The organism is Candidatus Poriferisodalis sp., from assembly GCF_965219595.1.
In the GTDB taxonomy this organism is placed as follows: domain Bacteria; phylum Actinomycetota; class Acidimicrobiia; order Acidimicrobiales; family Poriferisodalaceae; genus Poriferisodalis.
Genome location: NZ_OZ244781.1, coordinates 607,714 through 627,356 on the forward strand (window position 1 = coordinate 607,714; position 19,643 = coordinate 627,356).

General features: G+C 67.1%; 18 protein-coding genes. 14 read left to right on the forward strand and 4 right to left on the reverse strand.

Annotation, left to right across the window (positions count from 1 at the left end):
* Positions 1–19 precede the first annotated feature (19 nt).
* Complete coding sequence (locus ACOQPE_RS02420; RefSeq protein ID WP_420610332.1) at positions 20–1,129, reverse strand: alpha/beta hydrolase family esterase; 1,110 nt, start codon at positions 1,127–1,129, stop codon at positions 20–22.
* Between ACOQPE_RS02420 and ACOQPE_RS02425 the strand changes: the two genes are divergently transcribed.
* The 3 genes from ACOQPE_RS02425 to ACOQPE_RS02435 all read left to right on the forward strand — a co-directional run bounded on the left by ACOQPE_RS02425 (position 1,112) and on the right by ACOQPE_RS02435 (position 4,298).
* Positions 1,112–2,263, forward strand: a complete 1,152-nt coding sequence (locus tag ACOQPE_RS02425) for an MFS transporter (protein ID WP_420610333.1) — start codon at positions 1,112–1,114, stop codon at positions 2,261–2,263. The two genes, ACOQPE_RS02420 and ACOQPE_RS02425, sit on opposite strands and share 18 nt — an antisense overlap.
* On the forward strand, positions 2,263–2,742 hold the full coding sequence (locus tag ACOQPE_RS02430; RefSeq protein WP_420610334.1) for a hypothetical protein: 480 nt from the start codon (positions 2,263–2,265) through the stop codon (positions 2,740–2,742). Before ACOQPE_RS02425 ends, ACOQPE_RS02430 begins: the two co-directional genes overlap by 1 nt.
* 65 nt (positions 2,743–2,807) lie before the next feature.
* Positions 2,808–4,298, forward strand: a complete 1,491-nt coding sequence (locus ACOQPE_RS02435; RefSeq protein WP_420610335.1) for an SDR family oxidoreductase — start codon at positions 2,808–2,810, stop codon at positions 4,296–4,298.
* Here ACOQPE_RS02435 and ACOQPE_RS02440 read toward each other — a convergent pair.
* Entirely contained in the window at positions 4,288–7,749 is a 3,462-nt protein-coding gene (locus ACOQPE_RS02440) for a carboxyl transferase domain-containing protein (RefSeq protein WP_420610336.1), read from the reverse strand. The two genes, ACOQPE_RS02435 and ACOQPE_RS02440, sit on opposite strands and share 11 nt — an antisense overlap.
* A 113-nt stretch (positions 7,750–7,862) precedes the next feature.
* On the opposite strand from ACOQPE_RS02440, the gene ACOQPE_RS02445 reads away from it, so the two are divergent.
* The 3 genes from ACOQPE_RS02445 to ACOQPE_RS02455 all read left to right on the forward strand — a co-directional run bounded on the left by ACOQPE_RS02445 (position 7,863) and on the right by ACOQPE_RS02455 (position 10,627).
* Entirely contained in the window at positions 7,863–8,537 is a 675-nt protein-coding gene (locus tag ACOQPE_RS02445; RefSeq protein WP_419916556.1) for a nitroreductase family protein, read from the forward strand.
* A gap of 45 nt (positions 8,538–8,582) precedes the next feature.
* Positions 8,583–9,833, forward strand: coding sequence for an acyl-CoA dehydrogenase family protein (locus ACOQPE_RS02450; protein ID WP_420610337.1), 1,251 nt, complete (start codon positions 8,583–8,585; stop codon positions 9,831–9,833).
* A 71-nt stretch (positions 9,834–9,904) separates the two neighbouring features.
* Positions 9,905–10,627, forward strand: a complete 723-nt coding sequence (locus ACOQPE_RS02455; RefSeq protein ID WP_420610338.1) for a TSUP family transporter — start codon at positions 9,905–9,907, stop codon at positions 10,625–10,627.
* A gap of 40 nt (positions 10,628–10,667) precedes the next feature.
* Here the strand turns inward: ACOQPE_RS02455 and ACOQPE_RS02460 are convergent, their stop codons facing one another.
* The gene (locus tag ACOQPE_RS02460; protein WP_420610339.1) at positions 10,668–11,891 is read right to left on the reverse strand and encodes a pyridoxal-phosphate-dependent aminotransferase family protein; all 1,224 of its coding nucleotides are present in this window, start codon (positions 11,889–11,891) and stop codon (positions 10,668–10,670) included.
* 250 nt (positions 11,892–12,141) lie between these two features.
* Between ACOQPE_RS02460 and ACOQPE_RS02465 the strand changes: the two genes are divergently transcribed.
* The 8 genes from ACOQPE_RS02465 to ACOQPE_RS02500 all read left to right on the forward strand — a co-directional run bounded on the left by ACOQPE_RS02465 (position 12,142) and on the right by ACOQPE_RS02500 (position 19,222).
* Positions 12,142–13,362 (forward strand): aspartate aminotransferase family protein, encoded by a 1,221-nt coding sequence (locus tag ACOQPE_RS02465; RefSeq protein WP_420610340.1) that lies wholly within the window; start codon positions 12,142–12,144, stop codon positions 13,360–13,362.
* 29 nt (positions 13,363–13,391) lie between these two features.
* Positions 13,392–13,823, forward strand: coding sequence for a nuclear transport factor 2 family protein (locus ACOQPE_RS02470; protein WP_420610341.1), 432 nt, complete (start codon positions 13,392–13,394; stop codon positions 13,821–13,823).
* Positions 13,824–13,949: 126 nt separating this feature from the next.
* Positions 13,950–15,647 carry an N-acyl-D-amino-acid deacylase family protein gene (locus ACOQPE_RS02475; RefSeq protein ID WP_420610342.1) on the forward strand — a complete coding sequence of 566 codons (1,698 nt, stop codon included), beginning with the start codon at positions 13,950–13,952 and terminating at the stop codon, positions 15,645–15,647.
* Between the two features lie 158 nt (positions 15,648–15,805).
* On the forward strand, positions 15,806–16,012 hold the full coding sequence (locus ACOQPE_RS02480; RefSeq protein ID WP_420610343.1) for a hypothetical protein: 207 nt from the start codon (positions 15,806–15,808) through the stop codon (positions 16,010–16,012).
* Positions 15,993–16,670 (forward strand): hypothetical protein, encoded by a 678-nt coding sequence (locus ACOQPE_RS02485; RefSeq protein ID WP_420610344.1) that lies wholly within the window; start codon positions 15,993–15,995, stop codon positions 16,668–16,670. Before ACOQPE_RS02480 ends, ACOQPE_RS02485 begins: the two co-directional genes overlap by 20 nt.
* A gap of 9 nt (positions 16,671–16,679) precedes the next feature.
* A complete protein-coding gene (locus ACOQPE_RS02490) occupies positions 16,680–17,285 on the forward strand; it encodes a hypothetical protein (protein WP_420610345.1) in 606 nt (201 codons plus the stop codon).
* 71 nt (positions 17,286–17,356) lie between these two features.
* Complete coding sequence (locus ACOQPE_RS02495; protein WP_420610346.1) at positions 17,357–18,517, forward strand: amidohydrolase family protein; 1,161 nt, start codon at positions 17,357–17,359, stop codon at positions 18,515–18,517.
* 96 nt (positions 18,518–18,613) lie between these two features.
* Entirely contained in the window at positions 18,614–19,222 is a 609-nt protein-coding gene (locus tag ACOQPE_RS02500) for an isochorismatase family protein (protein WP_420610347.1), read from the forward strand.
* 34 nt (positions 19,223–19,256) lie between these two features.
* On the opposite strand, the gene ACOQPE_RS02505 is transcribed toward ACOQPE_RS02500, so the two are convergent.
* Entirely contained in the window at positions 19,257–19,571 is a 315-nt protein-coding gene (locus tag ACOQPE_RS02505; protein ID WP_420610348.1) for a chorismate mutase, read from the reverse strand.
* Between the last annotated feature and the right edge of the window lie 72 nt (positions 19,572–19,643).

Sequence of the window (19,643 nt, forward strand, 5' to 3'; positions counted from 1 at the left end):
GCGCTGATTCTGGTCGCTCTCACCGGTTCAGCGAATACTGGCTCATGAATGCCCAGCCGTCCGCGGTGGCGCTGATGCCGGCATCTGAGCCGCCACCATTCTTGCTATTGCCCTTCTCCCACGATGAGCCGGGCCAGACGTGACCGAGGCCCTCGACCGCGTAGAAGCGCAGTTCGACACCGCCGTCACAATCGGTGTAGCTCGTGAGCGATGTCGTGGAGTCGAACTCGCTCTCTGTCACGATCGCGCAGCCGAATACAGCTGCGAAGTCCGCGAGCTCGTCGGGGATGATCTCCGCGAAGAACGCTTCGAGTTCCTGGGCCTTCTCGTCATGGATCTGCATCCCCTGCAACAACACCGATTCCCGGCTGTCGTCGAAGGGCACGACTTCGTCTTCCGTGCCGTGAACGGCTGCCATGGCCACGGGGCGGGAGGGCTGACACCCTTCGGGATGGCTGACGCCGGCGACGGAGAACGTCGCCGCAATCTGGTCTGCCAATTCGCAGGCCAGGTACGCACTGAAGTAGCCCCCGTTCGAGAATCCGGTCGCGTAGACGCGTGATTCGTCGACGCACGCTTGTTCGGAGACTCGATCGATCAGATCGCTGACGAACTGCACATCGTCACGCGACGAGGTGTCGCTGTGGGCGAGCTCCCAACTCCGGACGCCTCCCCAGTCATCGTCGCCCAGACCGGACGGGTGGACGACCACGAAGCCCTCGTCATCGGCCAAGTCTGTGTAACCCGTGTAGGCCGCCTGGCCGGGTCCGTCGCCGCCCAGGCCGTGAAAGTTCATGACCAGCGGTGCCGGCGTTGACGCGGACGCCGGCACATAGAGCAGGTACCCGTACTCATTGCCGCCCGAGGCGAGGCGGTGGCGTCCGTGCGAACCGACGACATCAGTATCCGGCAGACAGTCGCCTGAGGCAGTGGCACCAGTCAACGGAGTGGCCTCCTGCGATGTTTCCGGTGCTAGCGCTTCTGCGGCTGCTGCCGACGACGTAGATGGCCCAGTCGTGCCGTCTGTGCCGTCCGCTGGAGTGCACGCTGCAGCGGCGAGTACGCACAGCGCGGCCACGCACACAACCTGCTGCGAACCGACGTGGGTGCGGTGCCAGAGCAGGCGCATCTGGGCAAGTTAGCTGGCAGGCTGTCAGGCGTGAATGTGCCGGTGGCGACCGCTGAGCGCAGCCAGCGGTCCCTCCGGGGCTGGCTGGTGCTGGCCGGCGTCTTCGGTGTGATGATGGTCACCTCGGGCATGGTCTTCTACGCCCTCGGCGCGTTCTTGGACGCGTTCGTGGACGAGCAGGGCTTCAGCACCGGCCTCGCGGGTGCAGGCGTGGGCGCATTCCTTCTGGCGTCGGGTCTGTGCGGGTACTACACGGGCAAGCTGGTCAATCGCTTCGACGCTCGCTGGGTGATCACCGCGGGCACCGCGGCCAGCACTGCCGGCATGGCGCTGCTCGCACAGGTGCACAGCGGCTGGCAGATGTTCGTCGTGATGACCGTCTTCGGCATCGGCTTCGGACTCTGCGGCCTCGTGCCCACCACCACATTGGTGACGCGCTGGTTCGAACGCCGCCGCTCGGTGGCGATGGCAATCGCGTCAACCGGTCTGTCGCTGGGCGGCATCGTCCTGCTGCCGCAGCTGAGCGTTCGAATCGAAGCCGACACGTTGGTCTACTGGGCGCCCCGCTTCGCCATCGTGTATTGCGTTCTGCTGCTGATCTCGACCTGGTTCTTCATTCGAGCATGGCCAAAGGATGTGGGGCTGCATCCCGATGGGGAGCGCCGGTCGGAGGAGCCGGGCGCTGCTCCGGACAGGCCGCCGCCGGGAACGCCGTACCAGCAGGCCATCCGCACACGGTTCTTCATCTTCACCGCCATCGGCTTCGTGCTGGTGATGAGCAGCCAGGTTGGGGCCATCCAGCACATGTACAAGCTCACCGGGGACCGACTCGGTTCAGACGCTGCAGCTTCGACCGCGGTTGCGGTGCTGGCCGGCACGAGCGTCGTTGCAAGGATCTGCGGCGGCGTCGCGGCGCTGAAGGTGTCGCTGCGCTGGCTCACGATGGTGCTGATGGTGGTGCAGGCCATCGGGCTCTGCCTGCTGGCTGTCGCCGGCAGCGGGCTCGCCATCCTGTTCGGCGTGCTGGTGCTCGGCAGCGCCATGGGCAACCTGCTGATGCTCCACCCGCTGATCCTGGCCGACGCCTTCGGTGTGCGGGACTACCGCGCATCTACGGATTCGGCTCGCTGCTGATGGTGTCCGGCTTGGCCGGAGGACCGTTTATCACCGGGGTCCTGCACGACATCTACAGCTACCGCTCCGCTTTCTTCACCCTGGCAGTGGTCGCGGTAGTGGGCTTGGTCGTGTACAGCTTCGCCGGCAACCCGGCCCGCGACTACCTCACAGCTCCGGCGCCGGAATCTGAGTGGGCAGCTCCGGTCCGGCCTCGATCCTCAAGGCCGACGCCGACACCCGTGCTGACCGTCACACGTGATCTCCCCGAGCCGGCTGAAAGCGGCCAAGCCGACACCGGTTGGTTCGCCGCCAACGAGTCTCGGAGCGCTCTCGTTGAAATCATCGCCCGCAAACGAGAAGCAGACCAATTCCGCGCCCGTGCCATACCCGCCGGCAACGGCATCAATGGCGCTCTCGAGGACGCAGCCGAGTTCGACGAGATCGAGCAGGCACGTAGCCCGACCGCCCCCGCAGTCTGGGTCGTGGAATCGGTGTGATCTGACCGATCGACGACGCCGACTCGCGACCTCGATTCACCCGCCATGGCAGCAAAAATGAGGTCGTGAAGCTCGCGGTACTCGGTGCGACGGGGTACGTCGGCGGCCGTCTCGTGCCATATCTGATCTCCGGCGGTCACGACGTGGTGTGCATCTCGCGCAATCCTCAGCGGCTGGCGAACCGCTCCTGGCGCCGAGACGTCGAGGTGCGCTCCGGCGACGTGGCTGACGCTGCGTCGCTGAAGGCGGCGCTGGCCGGATGCGACGTTGCGTTCTACCTCGTTCATGCCATGGGCATGACCGACGACTTCGCACGCGCTGACCGGATCGGCGCCCAGAACATGGCGCACGCTGCCGAGACGGCCGGGCTCCAGCGGATTGTGTATCTCGGCGGGCTGGGCAGCGACGCACCCTCGGAGCTGTCGCCCCATCTGGAGAGCCGGCACGAGGTCGGGCGACTGCTCGCCAGCGGATCGGTGCCGGTCACGGAGCTTCGAGCAGCGGTCATCATCGGCTCGGGCAGTGCTTCCTTTGAAATGCTGCGACATCTCGTCGAAGTGTTGCCGGCGATGATCTGTCCACGCTGGGTCACGGCCACTCGTTGCCAGCCCATCGCCATCGCCGATGTCCTGCACTACCTCGCCGCGGCGGTGGGCATGCCCGCGGCGGCACACGAGATCGCCGAGATCGGTGGCCCCGATGTCGTGTCGTACCGCGACATGATGCGTGCCTACGCGCGCTGTGCAGGCTTGCGACGAAGGCTGATCCTGCCGGTGCCGGTGCTCACCCCCCGCCTGTCGTCGCACTGGGTGAAGCTGGTGACCCCGCTGCCCTACGACCTCGCGCGGCCGCTCGTGGACAGCCTCGTCAATGACGTCGTGGTCAGCGAGGCCCGCAGCATCGACCGTCGCTTGGAGCATCGAACACTGCACCTGGACGAAGCCCTTGAGCGAGCCTTGCAGCATGTTCAGGACTTGGACATCACGACCAGCTGGATGGACAGCGCAGCCAGTCGCACAGCAGCGTCGCCGATGCCCCAAGACCCCGATTGGGCCGGGGGGACTGTGCTGGCAGACGAGCGCGAGGTGGTGGTGGCAACGACCATCGAGGATGTATTCGCAACAGTGTCCGGCATCGGCGGCCAGCGCGGTTGGTACGCGAGCCAATGGTTGTGGCAGCTGCGAGGTGCGCTCGACAAGCTGGTCGGCGGCGTGGGCATGCGGCGGGGTCGGCGGCACCCAGATGACCTGCACGTCGGCGACGCAATCGACTTCTTCCGCGTCGAGGTCTGCGAGCCGCCCAAACTGCTGCGGCTCCGCGCAGAGATGCGGGTGCCGGGCGACGCGTGGCTGGAATGGCAGCTCAGCGAGTCGGCCGAGGGTGTACGGCTGCGTCAGCGGGCACGCTTCCATCCCAGAGGTGTGCTCGGTCGCATCTATTGGTGGTCGCTCGTCCCGATCCACACGGTGATCTTCCGTAAGCTGATCGTGCGGTTGGCATCCTCGGCCGAGGGCCAGGCGGCGCCGCCAGATCAGGGTCGGACAATCAAGGCCTAAATGCGATCGGGCGGGGCACGAGCTGGGCCGGCCGGTTCACGACCCGGTAGGCGCCTTCGATCCACTCGCAGATCAGCCGGCGGGTCTCGCGAGGATCGATCATCTCCTCGATCTGGAACCGGTTGAGCGGCCCGATGGGGCCACGCGCCGCCTCGATGCGCGCTTCGAGCTCGGCCCGCAGCGCCACCGGGTCCTCCGCCTCAGCCAGCTGCCGCTTGTAGGCGGCCTCGATGCCGCCTTCGGGCGGGATGCCGCCCACATCGGCGGCCGGCCACACCACACGGGCGCTGTGCTGGCGCCGGGGCGTGGCGTAGTTGTTGCCAGCCACGCCGAAGCTGCGGCGCATGAGCACCGTGAAGATCGGTACCGCGGCCTGCGCGAATGCCGTCATCCAGGTTGCGCCCTTGCGGATGGTGCCGGTGATCTCGTGCTCGACGCCGACTGCGAAGCCGGGGTTGTCGCACAGGTTCAGGATCGGCATATGGAAGAGGTCACACAGGTCGATGTGACGGGTCAGCTTGTCGCAGCCGTCGGCGGTCAGCGCGCCGCCGTTCGGATGACGGCTGTCGGACGCCAGCACGCCGACCGGGTGCCCGTTCATGCGGGCAAACCCGACGACCTGATCGGTGCCCCACAGCGAACCGATCTCGAAGAACGAACCTCGGTCACAGATCAGCTCGATGCCCCGGCGGATGTCGAACGTCGTGGTGCGCTTGCGGGGGATCAGCGTCAGCAGCTCCTCGTCACGCCGGTCCGGCGGATCGTCGGGGTCCGGCGGCAGCACCGGCGGCGTCTCGTACACCGACGACGGCAAGTACGACAGGAATCGCCGAACGAGATCGGCTGCTTCTTCCTCGGTCTCGGCGAGATTGTCGACCGAGCCGTTCGTGCAGTGGATGCGCCAGTCGCCGAGATCTTCCTTGGAGATGTCGTAGCCCATGGCGTGGCTCACGACCGGCGGCCCTGCCACGAACAGCTGCGAGATGTCGCGCACCATGACGGCGAAGTGCCCCAGCACGGCCTTCGCCGCTCCGATGCCGACCACGCTGCCCAGCAGCATGTTGACCACCGGCACCGTCGCGAGCTGCTCCGCATACTCGGTGCTGCCCAAGTGCGACGGCAGGAACGAACCGCCGCCGCCCGTCACCCGAGGCCGGCCGGCTTTGATGGCCCCGGTGCTCTCCTTGGCACTGCTCTCGCCTTCCTTGCGCTGCTCGGGCACCATCGAGGCGACGCTGCCGCCGCCGGACGAACCGTCCAGCAGCCGGATGGACGGCACGCCCAGCTCGGTGGACAGCAAGTCCAAATAGAAGCTCTTGGCGCCGATAGCACCGTCGGCATGACCGCCTCGCGAGGTGAAGTCGTCGGCACAGACCACGACCTCCCGGCTGTTGATCTTGCCGGTCCCGCCGACATGGTTGGCCGGCGTGAAGGCTGCGATCTCACCCTCGTCGTCGTAGGAAGCGAAACCGGCCAGGCTGCCGACCTCCCGGAAGCTGCCGTCGTCGAGCAGGAGGCGGATGCGGTCGCGGCAATGCAGCTTGCCCCGGTTGCGCTGGCGGACCACGCCGGGCTCGTCTGAGTCGGGACCCAGTCGTTCCTCCGCCAGCCGCTGCAACGTCTGCACGTCGTCCAGCAGCGGCTCCCAGCCGCTAGGGGCTGTGCCCGCGCTCGGAGTGCCGCCGGCGTCTGCGCCGGACAGCACCACGGCCAGCACGGCGCCGGCCGCCAGCTGGTCGCCGGGCTGCAGGTCGCGCAGCGCTGAGACTGTGCCCTCGCACGGGGAGGTGACCTCCGTCTCCATCTTCATGGCCGACAGCACCACGAGCGCTTGCCCCGCTGTGACGGTGTCGCCGGCGCTCACCCGGACCTCGACGACACTCGCGGGCAGCGGGCTGCGAATCGCAACCTCACCGTCGGCGAACTCGCGGTCCGGCCATGTCGACGCCGGCGCCGTGGCCGGTGACGGCGTCGCAGGCATGACCGCTGGGGTGCTCTCCAACATCGCAGCGCGTCGCGAGGCGCTGCCTCGGGCATCGTCCGATACGCCGTTGGTGCTCGTCGCGACCGCCGTCCCGTCGCCAGGCAGCGGCACCATCTCTGTGAGCAAGGTGGTGCGTGCATCACCGCTGCGCACGGCGGGGTGGCTGAGAATCTGGCGAAGCATGTCGATGTTCGTGGGCAGCTGGCCGATATGGAAATCGGCCAAGGCGGCCGATGTGCGCGCCACTGCAGCTTCGAGAGTGCTCCTGGTACCGATGACCTTGGCAAGCAGCGGGTCATAGTGCGGTGGCGGCGTGTATCCGGCATAGCCGGCCGCGTCGACCCTGACGCCCGCGCCTGACGGTTCGTGGTACGCCGAGATCGCGCCAGAACCAGTCGCTACGACTCGTGCCTGCACGGCGTAGCCGCGCGGAGCAGCCACGGACGCCGCCGCGGCCCTGCCCCGGTCTGCGTTGTCCGCGACGACGCCGATCTCCTCCAAGTGCACACCTGCAGCGATCCTGAACTGCGCCTCGACCAGATCGACGCCGGTGACCTGCTCGGTGACGGTGTGCTCCACCTGGATGCGCGGGTTGCACTCGATGAAGAAGTGGTCGCCGGTCTCGGGCGACACCAAGAACTCCACCGTTGCTGCATTCGCCAGACCGGCCTGTGCAGCGAGCCGAACGGCATCAGCGTGCAGCCGGTCACGCAGGCTGGCATCAAGTCCCGGCGCGGGCGCGATCTCGATGACCTTCTGGTTGCGCTGCTGGACCGAGCAGTCCCGTTCCCACAGATGCGCCACGTTGCCGTGGACATCGGCCAGCACCTGCACCTCGATGTGGCGCGGTCGTTCCACGAGGCGCTCCACAAACACAGCGCCGTCGCCGAAGGCCGCTGCGGCCTCACTGGAGCACCGTTCGAACGCTTCGGCGATGTCCTCGATGCGCTCCACAGCGCGCATGCCCCGTCCGCCGCCGCCGGCAGCGGCCTTCAGCATCACCGGGAGACCGATCTCCGCGGCAGCGTCAGCGGCCGCGGCCGCATCGGCAACGGCACCCGGCGATCCTCCGGCGACGGGAACATCGATCGAAGCAGCCAAGGCGCGGGCGCGGACCTTGTCGCCGAAGAGCTCGAGCGTGTCTGCGGCAGGGCCCACAAACGTCAGTCCCGCCTCGGCGCAGGCAGCGGCAAGAGCTGCGTTCTCCGCCAGGAAGCCGTAACCCGGGTGGACGCAGTCGCAGCCGTGCTCGGTTGCGATCCGCAGCAGGGCGTCGATGTTCAGGTACGCGGCCAGCGGATCGCCGCCCGGCAACGGCGCAACCTGATCAGCGGCCACCAGGTGCAGCGAGCGCTCGTCGACCGGCGCGTGCACCGCCACTGTTTCGATTCCCAGGGCACCGGCAGCCTTGGCGATCCGGATGGCTATCTCGCCGCGATTGGCGATCAGGACACGGGTGAAGCTCACGATCCTCCCTCGGTATGACCATCACATGGCGATGACACGGCCAGGTACCCGGCGATTCTGACGCGAAAGCTATGCCCGGCGCGGAGTTGGCCGACCGGTGCGAGACTGGCGAGATGGAGATTTACGACGTCATGCGCACCACCTTCGCCGCTCGGGACTTCACCGACGACGAAGTCACCGACGAGGTGCTGTACCGCATCTTCGACAACGCTCGGTTCGCCGCCAGCGGCGGCAACCGCCAGGGCCACAAGGTCATCGTGGTGCGAGATCCCGCCCGCAAGAAGCGCCTCGGCGAACTGTGCATTCCAGCAATGCGGGTCGCTGCGGCTCAGGTCGCTGCCGGCGAGGTGTACTGGCAGAGCTACAGCCCGTCATCGGTGAACATCGAAGAGGCCATGGCCGACGAATCGCTGAAGTTCCCGCTACCGATGTTCGAGCACATGGACGAAGTGCCCGTCGTGCTGGTGATCACCGTCGATCTGCGCAACGTGGCCTCGATCGACAAGGAACAGGACCGCATCGGCGTGGTCAGCGGCGCATCGGTGTACCCGTTCGCGTGGAACATCCTGCTGGGTGCCCGTAATGAGGGCCTGGGCGGGGCAATGACCACGCTGCTCTCGGCAAGCGAGCCCGCAGCCAAGGAACTGCTCGGACTGGAGGACTGGGAGGCAGTGTGCGCCCTGCTGCCGATCGGCAAGCCGACCAAGCAGCTCACCAAGCTGAGCCGGAAGCCGGTCGAGGAGATCGCCGTGCGGGAGCGGGGCGACGGGGAGCCCTTCACGATCTAGACCGCACCGGCCAGCTCGCAGCGGTGCATCACAGGAGGACGCCCGATGGCCATCGACTTCAGCCTGAGCCCCGAACTCGAGGAGCTCCGCAAGCGCATCGCTGCGTTCATCGACGTCGAGGTGCGTCCGGTGGAAGGGCGCATCGACGACGAACGGCTCGAGGAGACCGACCGAGACGCATATGTGACGGCGCTGCTGGGCATGCGCAAGCGGGCGCGCGACGAGCACCTGTGGCTGCCGCACATGCCCGCTGAATGGGGCGGCATGGGGCTCGGTCACGTCGAGATGGCCATGGTGCAGGCCGAGGCCGCCAAGACCCGGTTCGGACCGTGGGTGCTCAACTGCCAAGCACCCAACGAGGGCAACATGCACACGCTCCTGCACTGGGGCACCGATGAGCAGAAGCAGCGCTACCTGGCGCCGCTGTGCGAGGGCCGCGCCGAGTCGTGCTTCGCCATGACCGAGCCCGAGGTGGCCGGCTCGGATCCCACGCTCATCCAGACCCGCGGCTACCCAGACGGCGACGAGTGGGTGCTGAACGGGCACAAGTGGTTCATCTCGAACGCGCACCGGTCCAAGTTCGCCATCCTCATCGCCCGCACCGAGGACAACCCCGACATCCCCCAGGCCGGCAACTCAGCGTTCATCGTCGACCTGCCAGCCGACGGCTGGACCGAAGTGCGCCAGATCGAGACCATGCACGGCTCAACGGGCCACAGCGAGATCCTCATCGAGGACCTGCGGGTCGGCGCCGGCCAGATGCTGGGCGGGCGGGGCCAGGGACACCTGTTGGGCCAGTACCGGCTGGGGCCGGCGCGCCTGGCGCACTGCATGCGCTGGATCGCCCAGGCTCAGACGGCGCTCGACATGATGGTCGACCGGTCGCTCAACCGGTTCGCCCACGGTTCGCTGCTCGCCGAGAAGCAGGGCATCCAGTGGATGATCGCCGACAGCACCATGGAGCTGTACCAGGCGAAGCTGATGGTGCTGCACGCGGCCTACAAGGTCGACCGGGCGCAAGCCGGCACGGGCGAAGACTTCAAGGCCGAAGTGTCGATGGCGAAGCACTTCGTGGCGAACATGCTCGGCCGGGTCATCGACCGGTCGATCCAGGTGCACGGAGCGCTGGGCTACTCCACCGACACCCCGCTGGCCCACATGTACCAGCACGCCCGCTGGGCCCGTTTCGCCGACGGTGCCGATGAGGTGCACCAGATGCGCATCGCGCAGCGCACCATCGCCGCCTACACCGACACCGGCAGCACCGGGGCCGCCACCGGCAACCTGCCGGTGTGAGCGTGCCCGACGAGTGAACTGCCATATGAGCGGCCAGCGAGACACCTCGTGAGCCGCGCCCAGCGGGTCCGATGAGTGTCCTCGAGTACTTGATCGCGGCGCTGTTCGTGGCCGCCGGGGCGGGAACGCAGGCGTGCATCGGCATCGGCATGGGCTTGATCGTGGGCCCGGTGCTGGTGACCATCGAGCCGACGGGGATTCCCGGACCCATGCTGATGCTCGCCGGTGGCATCAACCTCCGCAACGCCATCGCGGACCGAGCGGCCCTGAACGCTCCTGCTCTGCGCAGGCAGTTGATTGCAGCGCCGCTCGGTCTCGTCGGCGGTGTCGCGCTGCTGACCGTGCTGAGCGACCGCTCGCTGGCGATCGCTGTGAGCGTGTTCGTGCTGGCAGCCGTGGCGGTGCAGGCCATCGGCTTCCGGCCGCCCGAGGGGCGCCGAGCTGACTATGCGGCTGGTGCCGGAACAGCGTTCTCGTCGTCGGTGGCGGCCGTGCCCGGGCCGGTGTACGCCGTCTTCGCCAGCCACTGGGAGCCGGCAACCCTGCGGGCCACCTTGGCCACCTTCATGTTGTTCGTCGGCACGGCGATCATCGCTGCCCTCGCCGTCATCGGGGAATTCGGCCTGCGGGAGCTCTGGCTCGGGTTGGGCTTGCTGCCCGCCGTCGCACTCGGCCTGCCGATCGGCAGGTGGCTGCGGCCGCGGATTGCAGGACCGCGCTTCCGAATCATCGTGCTGTCGGTAGCGGCCACGAGCGCCACTGTCGTGCTCGTCCGCCAGCTCACCGCCGGCTAGGGATCCTCGGGGCCCGGCGGCGAGCAATCTGTGCCGCTGCTCAGCAGCAGGTGCTGGGGTTCTGCTGCAGGTCTGGCACCGGCGTGGTGGCCTCGGCGATGACGCTGGCCGCTGCTGCGGCCCCTGAACCACCCATCGGCGCATCCATGGATCCGAGCACGGCCTCGATAGTGCCGATGGTCCCGAGCAGCATCGGCGGGTTGAGGTGCCCCATGTGCCCGATGCGGAAGGCCGCGTCGGGGTCGCCTTGAATGTTGAGTCCCAAGGTGAGGCCGGCTTCGTCTTCACATGTATGGCGGATCTGGCCAGCCGGCACCTCGCCCGTGCGAACCAGCGTCACCGAGTTCGAGCGATGCGACGGCACCGGCACGTTCAGCTCGAGAGCGCCCGGCGCCGACCACGCATCCACCGCAGCGTGCACGGCTCGCGCCATCACATCGTGACGTGCCCAGATGTTCTCCAAGCCCTCCTCGTCGATCATGTCGAGCGCTTCGGCGAGGCCCCACAGGTGCTGGACCGGCGGGGTGCCGCAGAAGATCCAGTAGTGGGCGTCGGGATCGGTCCGCCGTGACCAGTCCCAGTAGGCGGTGCGCAGGTCGGCTCGCTGATGTGCTTCCCATGCCTTCGGGCCCACCCAGACAATGCCGAGGCCCGGCGGCACCATCAGGCCCTTCTGGCTGCCCGCAACCGTCACGTCCACACCCCAGGCATCCATCTCGAAGGGTTCGCAGCCCAGTGACGCCACGCAGTCGGCCATCAGCAGCGCCGGGTGGTCGGCCTCATCCAGTGCGCGCCGTACCGCGGCGATGTCATTGCGCACTGTCGTCGAAGTGTCGGTCTGGGCGACGAAGACCGCCGCAAACTCCCGTCCGACGTCGGCACGCAGCCGGTCCAGCACGGCATCGAATTCGATGGCTGCCCGATCAGGTGCGTGCAGCACTTCGAACTTGACACCGCTCATCGCGGCCATCTCGGCCCAGTTCGTGGCGAAGTGACCCACTTCGAGCACGAGCACCTTGTCGCCGCGTGACAGCGTGTTTGTCGTGGCCATCTCCCAGGCACCGTGCCCGTTGGAGATGGCGATGTAGGCCCGGTGCTCGGTGCGGGCCAGCGCGGGCAGCCGCTCGAGCAGCGAATAGGTGAGATCGACCACCTCGCCCTCGTAGATGTTCGGGAGGGGACGGCGCATCGCGTTCAGCACCCGATCAGGGATGACTGACGGGCCGGGAATCATGACCAGCGGCCGGCCGTATCGCAGCGACATCGAAACTCCCTCCAGCGGCAGCACCCTCGGGCAGGCCGCCAAACGCCATCAGCCTAAAGAGGCTGAGCCCGCAGGGCGAAGCCGTGGCCCGAGCGGCCCGTGAGCGAAGCGAACTAGAGCGGGAAACAACAGGTGCGACAACGAGAACGTTCACCTATCCGCGCGACCCTTGGGAGGCTGAGCCCCCGGCCCGAGCGCACGCGTAGGCTGCGCCCAGGCTCTCGGGAGCGCAAACACGGGGGTGTCCACCATGGACAGCAACGCACTCATCCATCCGTATTCGATTGTCGGCCGCAGCGAGAACGAGTTCATTCGGATCGTCTCGGGCGAGGGCGTCAAACTCACCGACGACGCTGGCAACGAGTACATCGACGGCCTCGCCAGCTTGTGGCTGTGCCAGATCGGCCACGGGAACCGCACCGTCATCGATGCCATCGGTGCGCAGCTCGATCAGCTCGCGACCTACAACACATTCGAGCCCTTCTCCAACGGCCCCGCTGTCGAACTCGCCGAGATGGTCCGCGCCCGATCGCAGCACCCTGACGGCCGAGTGTTCCTGGCATGTTCGGGCTCCGAAGCCGTGGACACGGCATTGAAGTTCGCCCGTCGCGTTCACCATCTCAAGGGCGACACCGATCGGCAGATCATCGTTCGCCGCTCCGCCGGTTACCACGGCGTGAATGTGGGCGGTACCAGCGTGCAGGGCGGAGCTGCGTACCGCGAGGGCTGGGGCGATCTCATGCCCCACGTGGTCGAGATACCCAACGACGACGTCGAGCCCGCCGCGCAGCTCTTCGCGGAGCAAGGCGAGCGCATTGCGGCGGTCATCTCCGAGCCCATTCAGGGCGCCGGAGGCGTTGTTCCGCCGCCACCGGGGTATTTCGAAGGGCTTCGTCGACTGTGCACCGAACACGGCGCTTTGTTGATCTTCGACGAGGTCATCTGCGGTTTCGGACGCACCGGGAGCTGGTTCGCCGGTCAGACGTTCGGCGTGGCACCCGACATGTTCACGTTCGCGAAGGGCGTCACGTCGGGTTACATCCCGTTGGCAGGCGTGTTGGTGTCACGCGACATCGCCAACCTGCTCGAGGCCGACGAGACCAAGTTCATGCACGGTTACACGTACTCCGGTCACCCGACAGCCTGCGCGGCCGGCATTGCGAATATCGGCGTCATCGAGTCTGAAGGACTGGTCGATCGGGCACGCGACATCGGCGACCGGATGGAAGAGGGCTTCCTCGCGCTCCAGGGTGACGGCATGATCGACGGCTACCGGGGTCTTGGCGGCATCTGGGCCTGCGATCTGGGTCGAGACGCCACCGAGGCCAAGGAGGCCTTCCTCAAGCGAGGCGTCATCACGCGGTCGATCGGCAATGCACTCGCGTTCTGCCCGCCGCTCATCATCGACGACGACGAGATCGGGCAGCTCTTCGACCGACTCGACGACGCGCTGCGCGCTACGGCGCCGTAAATCGCTTCGCAACAGGAGGAATGACGACCATGCAGAGTGCAGAGACGCGGGCCTTGATGGAGCGCTACTACGCGGCGCTGACGACGGCCGACCGAGACACCATGCTCGAGTGCCTCGACCCGGAGGTCACTTGGGTGCTGCCCGAGACGGCCGCGCAGGGCAACGCCGTCGACACGATGACGGGCGCAAAAGACGTGGTGGAGGCCTTGGGAGGCCGTGTCGTGAGGCAGACCTTCGACATCTCCCAGCCGATCAGCCTCGAAGTCCGCAGGATGATCGTCGACGGCGGCACCGCCGTTGTGCTGCAGCGGCTGACGGCCACCGCCAAGGCCACCGGTCGCGACTACGACAACCAGTACTGCTGGGTGTACGACTGCCGCGATGGATTGATCGCCCACATGGAGGAATACACCGACACGCTCTACGCGGCTCAGCGGATGGGCTGGGACATCGAGGGCTGACATTCCTCCGCGCCGGCAAGCACGGCTGTCGCCTCACGCGGCACAATCAAGACGTCGCCACCGAGACATCGCAGCCGAGACACTGGAACAGGGGCATCGGACGCGCAAGCTTCAGGAGATATTGCCATGAGCACCTATGACATCGTCATCAAGGACGGGATGATCTTCGACGGCACCGGGGCACCGAGGGTGCGCGGCGACGTCGGCATCGCCGGTGGGCGCATCGCCGCTGTCGGCCGGGTCGACGCCCGGGAGGGTGCCAAGGTCATCGACGCCTCCGGCATGCACATCGCTCCCGGCTTCGTCGACCTGCACACCCACTACGACGCGCAGGTCTTCTGGGACCCCTACTGCACGTTGTCGGGCTGGCACGGCATCACCTCGGTGGCCATCGGCAACTGCGGCTTCGGCTTCGCCCCGGTGGATCCCGACATGCGCGAGTACGCCATGCGCTCGATGACCCGCGTCGAGGCCATCCCGTACGAGTCGATGCGCCAGGGCATGCCCTGGGACTGGGTGACCTTTCCGGAGTATCTGGACAGCCTCGAACGCACGCCCAAGGCGATGAACATCCTGCCGTACGTGCCGATCGGCCCGATGCTGGTGATGGTGCTCGGCCTCGACGACGCGAAGTCTGGGCGCCTGCCCACCGAGGGCGAGCACGAGATGCTCGCCAAGCTGGTGCACGAGGCGATGGACGCAGGCGGCTGCGGCTGGTCGGCGCAGCGGCTGCCACCGACCGGGCCCGCTGCGGTGCAGCGCGACTGGGACGGCACGCCGATGCCGACCGACATGATGAACGACGAGACCGCCCGGGTGCTGGCCCGCGTGCTCGCCGAGCGCAACGAAGGCGTCGTACAGATGACGCTCACCAGCGGCAACGTGGCTCACGACATGGCCCACCTCGAGGAGATCGCGTCGATCAGCGGCCGGCCGCTGCTGCACAACGTGGTGCAGGCGTTCGAGGACAAGCCCACCATCCACCGCCGTCAGATCGAGTGGCTGGAACGCTGCCGCGAGCAGGGCGTTCCGGTGTACGGCCAAGGCGTGACCAGCGATGCCGGTTTCACGTTCACTCTCGAGGATTGGAACCTCTACGACGACTCCGAGGCCTGGATGGAAGCCTGCATGGGCGACAAGGACGAGCGCCTGGCCAAGATGGCCGATCCCGAGCGCCGGCAAGCCCTCAAGGACACGATGCCCCGCACGGCGACCGCGGGAATCGAGACCGTGACCATCCTGTCGCCGCGCAGCGAATCGACCGAGCAGTACCGGGAGATGTCGGTGGGCCAGGCGGCAGAGGTGGCGGGCAAGCACCCGGTGGACCTCATGCTCGACGTGGCCGTGACGGACGGGCTCGACACCTTGTTCTTCGTGGCACCGCCGCAGGGCAGCTCAGAGCTGCTGCGCGACGTGGTGCAGTACCCGCACATGCTGTTCGGCGTGTCCGACGGCGGGGCGCACACCAAGTTCCTCACGGCAGGGCGCTACCCCACCGAAACGCTGTCCGAACAGGTGCGTGAGAACCAGTGGGTGACCTACGAGGAAGCGCATCGTCGGCTGGCGGCGCTTCCCGCGCAGCTCGCCGGATTCCGCGACCGGGGCCTCATCCGCCAAGGCGGTCCTGCTGACGTCGTGGTGTACGACCCCGAGAACCTCGCAGTCGGTCCGAACGAGGTGGTGCACGACCTGCCGGGCGGCGAGTGGCGCCGCATCCAGCGGGCCAGCGGCTACCGCAGCGTCATCGTGAACGGCGCCGAAACCATTTCCGAAGACACCCAGACCGAGACCTACAGCGGCCAGCTCCTCCGCCACGGCGGCTAGCGGCCCGCACGCCCACGCTCGCCACGCCGCAGCCCAGCGCTGCCATGCCGCTACATTGATGTCACACCCTCCTGCGAACGTGCGTAACAGGAGCCATAGCCAATACCGAAGAGCCGATGCCGGCTAGCGCACTTGTGGCACAACGACGAGGCACAACGATGAGCCAGACAGACACCCAGCACGACGACATCGAGGTGATCGTGCTGAGCGACGACGAAGTGCGCGTCGCGGTTGACAACGCCCTCGCCGAGGCTGGCTGCACTTGGGAAGAACTCCAAGCGCAAGCAGAGGAAGGGTGTTTCACAAGCGAACTCGCTCGGCGCACTTGGTTCATCGTCTCGACCTTTGAGCCGTCAACCGCCTGACCTGCAGCAACAGGCCAAGGCCTTCGCGGGAGAGCTGACCGCGACGCTCAACGGCACTGTGACTGACGGCATCCGTCTCTCGGTGACGATGGATGCCTCGGGGCGCGCCGTGATCGGCTACCGGCTGAGCAAGGACGATCTCCACGGCCGCGCAATTGATCTGACCCTCGGAAGGTCACCAGCGCAACTCAGGCTGCGCCTGCACCACACGCTCGTGCTCGACGAGTCGGGGCAGCACCTCACAACAGACAAGAGCACGTACACACTTGTGGCCGCCGACAGCGACTCGGCCATCCTCACCTACGACTACGTGCGGAAGCCACCGAATCCGTACCCCGAGGCGCACCTGCACATCGACGGCAAGGCCTCAGGGCTACAGCACATGCTCGACGAGTGCGATCGGCCCAAGAGTCGCCCAGCGGACCTCCACCTGCCCGTTGGAGGCCGCAGGTTCAGGCCGAGCCTCGAAGACCTGATCGAATTCTGCGTGCTTGAACGGCTCGTCGAGGCGCGCGACGGTTGGCGGATAGCTCTCGACGCGTCGCGCGACAGGTTCCATACCCAGCAGCTACGCGCCGCAGTGCGCCGCAACCCGGGCCAGGCGGCCGAGTTGCTACGAAGCGAAGGCTGGGCGGTCGCCGCGCCCAGCGACCCGTAGGGAATGGCGATGGCTAGCGAGGGGTACTTGGCAGACGAGTCCGAGCGGCGACGAGTCCCTCTCGATGGCAAGCCGCGTCGGCCGTGCGGGACGTATGCAGCGTTTCAGCGTCACAAAAAGCGCGGTGAGCAACCCTGCGATGCGTGCAGCGAGGCGGCGGTCCGGTGGCAGCGCTTCACCAGCATTCGGGCCAAGCTCGACCGTCGCAGAAAAGCGAGTGCTCCTGAGGCCGAACTGCTCGCGCTGGGCGAGGAGAAAGTCCGTCGCGAACTCGAATACCGATCGCTTGAGCGCCTGAGCGACACCCCCGTACCCGCGAGCCACCGCTGGAGCGTCTACAGGTTCATATTCGATACCGGTCACGGATACGTCGGCATCACCGAAAGGAATGTCTCGGCTCGTGCGGCCGAGCATCTCTCTGGCGATGCACGCCTGACAGGTGGATCGGCCCGCATCAGCGAGCTTGTTGCCGCTGGTGTCCGCTACAAGCTCAAGGTCATCGCGCGCGAGCCTGCGGAGGGCCAAGCGCGGGCCTTGGAGCGCAAGGAGATCGCCAAGCTCGACAAGCCGCTCAACGTCCAGGGTCCGATCCGCCGTGGGCAAGCACCGCACTGAGAACGGATGCGCCCAGGGTGCGAGACTGGGACCGCCTCGACGGACGGGATACTCGACAGCAAGGGAGAGTCATGACGACGTATGCAGGCGAGCGGTTGATTCACGACACCGACAGCCATCTGATGGAACCGGTGGACTGGCTGGCGAGCTACGCCGACAGCTCCGTGGCCGCCAAGCTCCGGGACCTGAGCCTGTTGGGCGGGGGCGACGCGGCGACGTTCGAGCTCGTGGAGCAATGCTGGGCGCGGCGCGACGATCCTGAGGAGACGGCCAAGCTGGCAGCCGACGTGGTGGGCGGGCCGAAGGGCTACTTCGCCTACGGCTCCATGGATTCCAACGAGCGGGTCGGCGCGCTGGACCAGCTGGGCTTCGCCAGCCAGCTCGTCTTCACGACATTCGCACACACGCAGTTCCACGCCCGCGGTGATGTCGATCTGGCGTACGGCGGCGCCTCGGCGCACAACCGCGGCATCGCCGACTTCTGCTCGGTCGACCCGCGGCTGCTGGGCGTGGCGTTCGTGCCGTTGGAAGACCCGCAACGCACCGTCGAGAGTGCGCGGGAGGCCATCGAGGTGGGATGCAAGGCCGCATGGATCCCACACGGCGTGCCGACCCAGATGAGCCCCACGCATCCCGACTTCGACCCGCTGTGGGCGCTGTTGTCTGAGGCCAGCGTGCCGGTGCTGATGCACCTCGGGCCGAACGGCGGCAACCAGCTGCCGAAGACGTACCACAACAACGGGCGTGTTCCGGGCAAGGACTTTGTGGGCGGCGGCGAGAACATGCGCTCCAAGGACTTCCTGAACCTGTACCACGACGCCGAGAACCTGCTGGCCTGCATGGTGCTCGATGGCATCTTCGAGAAGTTCCCCGAACTGCGCTGCGGGCTGATCGAGCTGGGCGCCGGCTGGGTGCCGAACCTGCTGCGCTCGCTGGACAACAGCGTCAAGGCATTCGGCCGTCACGAGCCTGAACTGTCCAAGCTGACCATGGCCCCCTCGGACTACATCCGTCGCCAGGTGCGGTTCACGCCCTGGCACTTCGAGGACGTGGGCTGGCTGGTGGCCAACAGCGGGCCGGAGCTGTACCTGTTCTCGTCGGATTGGCCGCACCCCGAAGGCGGCCGCGACCCGATTGCGGAGTTCCAAGCCTCCTTTACCGCGGCCGGCCTCAGCGAGGGTGTCACAGCGCCGTTCTGGGCCGGCAACGCCTCGTTCCTGCTCGGCGTTTAGCGCTGCGAGGGCCCACTCGGGCCGACGGTAGATTTGGCGGTACAGCGCTGCGGGAGCCGCGCCCGGCGGCACGAGTCGCGGCGCAGGAGAGCAGACATGGCTGATAATCACGATCAGCATCCTGAAGGCCGGCAGCCGCGCACAGCACTGCTCATCGTGGACGTGCAACCCACTTTCTGCGAGGCCGGCGCGCTGGCTGTCGAGGGTGGCAACGACGTCGCCGCCAAGGTGGCCGAGCTGCTAGCCGGCGAGCACGGCTACGACCTGGTGGTGACCACCCAGGACTGGCACATCGACCCCGGTGACCACTTCAGCGACGAGCCTGACTTCGTTGACACGTGGCCGCCGCACGGCGAGGCTGGCACTGCGGAGGCCGAGCTGCACCCTGCACTCGACCCGGTGACGGATCGCATCGACGCACGCGTGCGCAAGGGCATGCACGCCGCCGCCTATTCCGGCTTCGAAGGCGTCGACGGCGACGGCCGGACCCTCAACGACCTGCTGAGCTCTGCAGGCGTACACGAAGTCGATGTGGTCGGTATCGCCTTCGACCATTGCGTTCGTGCCACCGCGATGGACGCTGCTGCGAACGGTTACGCGACCACGGTGATCGAGGGGCTCTCCGCCTCGGTAGCGCCCGAGACCGAAGCCGCAGCACGCACCCAGCTCGCCGATGCTGGCATCGAGGTCATCACCTCTCGCTGAACTGCCAGCTCAGCCGCCTAGCAGCATCGACGGTCTAGAGGGTTTCCTGCTCGATCGTGAACTCGCTGGCCGTTTCGGCAATGCGTTTGTGGTTGCGGATCACCTCGTCCATCACGAAGTGCACGAACCTCTCGCAGAAGTCGGGATCGAGTCCCTCGGCCAAGGCAAGCCGGCGCAAGCCGTCCACCTGCTCATGCTGCCGAGGCAGGTCAACCGGCGGCAGGTCGTTCGCAGCCTTGTAGACGCCGATGTCATGAGTGATGCGGAAGCGCTCCGCGAGCAGCCGAACCAGTTCCGCATCGACCTTGTCGATACCGCGGCGGAAATCAGCGAGCTCGTCGTCGGACATCGGCCCTGTTTCTAGCCCATCGAGCCGCGACAGCCACGGGACGAGGAGTGCAGCAGACCCGAGCGGCGCAGC

Bases quoted from the DNA above. Each gene is read 5' to 3' on its own strand.
- ACOQPE_RS02505 (WP_420610348.1), bottom strand. From the start codon at position 19,571: ATGTCCGACGACGAGCTCGCTGATTTCCGCCGCGGTATCGACAAGGTC.
- ACOQPE_RS02475 (WP_420610342.1), top strand. From the start codon at position 13,950: ATGAGCACCTATGACATCGTCATCAAGGACGGGATGATCTTCGACGGC.
- ACOQPE_RS02445 (WP_419916556.1), top strand. From the start codon at position 7,863: ATGGAGATTTACGACGTCATGCGCACCACCTTCGCCGCTCGGGACTTC.
- ACOQPE_RS02450 (WP_420610337.1), top strand. From the start codon at position 8,583: ATGGCCATCGACTTCAGCCTGAGCCCCGAACTCGAGGAGCTCCGCAAG.
- ACOQPE_RS02470 (WP_420610341.1), top strand. From the start codon at position 13,392: ATGCAGAGTGCAGAGACGCGGGCCTTGATGGAGCGCTACTACGCGGCG.
- ACOQPE_RS02430 (WP_420610334.1), top strand. From the start codon at position 2,263: ATGGTGTCCGGCTTGGCCGGAGGACCGTTTATCACCGGGGTCCTGCAC.
- ACOQPE_RS02460 (WP_420610339.1), bottom strand. From the start codon at position 11,891: ATGTCGCTGCGATACGGCCGGCCGCTGGTCATGATTCCCGGCCCGTCA.
- ACOQPE_RS02500 (WP_420610347.1), top strand. From the start codon at position 18,614: ATGGCTGATAATCACGATCAGCATCCTGAAGGCCGGCAGCCGCGCACA.
- ACOQPE_RS02455 (WP_420610338.1), top strand. From the start codon at position 9,905: ATGAGTGTCCTCGAGTACTTGATCGCGGCGCTGTTCGTGGCCGCCGGG.
- ACOQPE_RS02495 (WP_420610346.1), top strand. From the start codon at position 17,357: ATGACGACGTATGCAGGCGAGCGGTTGATTCACGACACCGACAGCCAT.
- ACOQPE_RS02480 (WP_420610343.1), top strand. From the start codon at position 15,806: ATGAGCCAGACAGACACCCAGCACGACGACATCGAGGTGATCGTGCTG.
- ACOQPE_RS02490 (WP_420610345.1), top strand. From the start codon at position 16,680: ATGGCTAGCGAGGGGTACTTGGCAGACGAGTCCGAGCGGCGACGAGTC.
- ACOQPE_RS02465 (WP_420610340.1), top strand. From the start codon at position 12,142: ATGGACAGCAACGCACTCATCCATCCGTATTCGATTGTCGGCCGCAGC.
- ACOQPE_RS02420 (WP_420610332.1), bottom strand. From the start codon at position 1,129: ATGCGCCTGCTCTGGCACCGCACCCACGTCGGTTCGCAGCAGGTTGTG.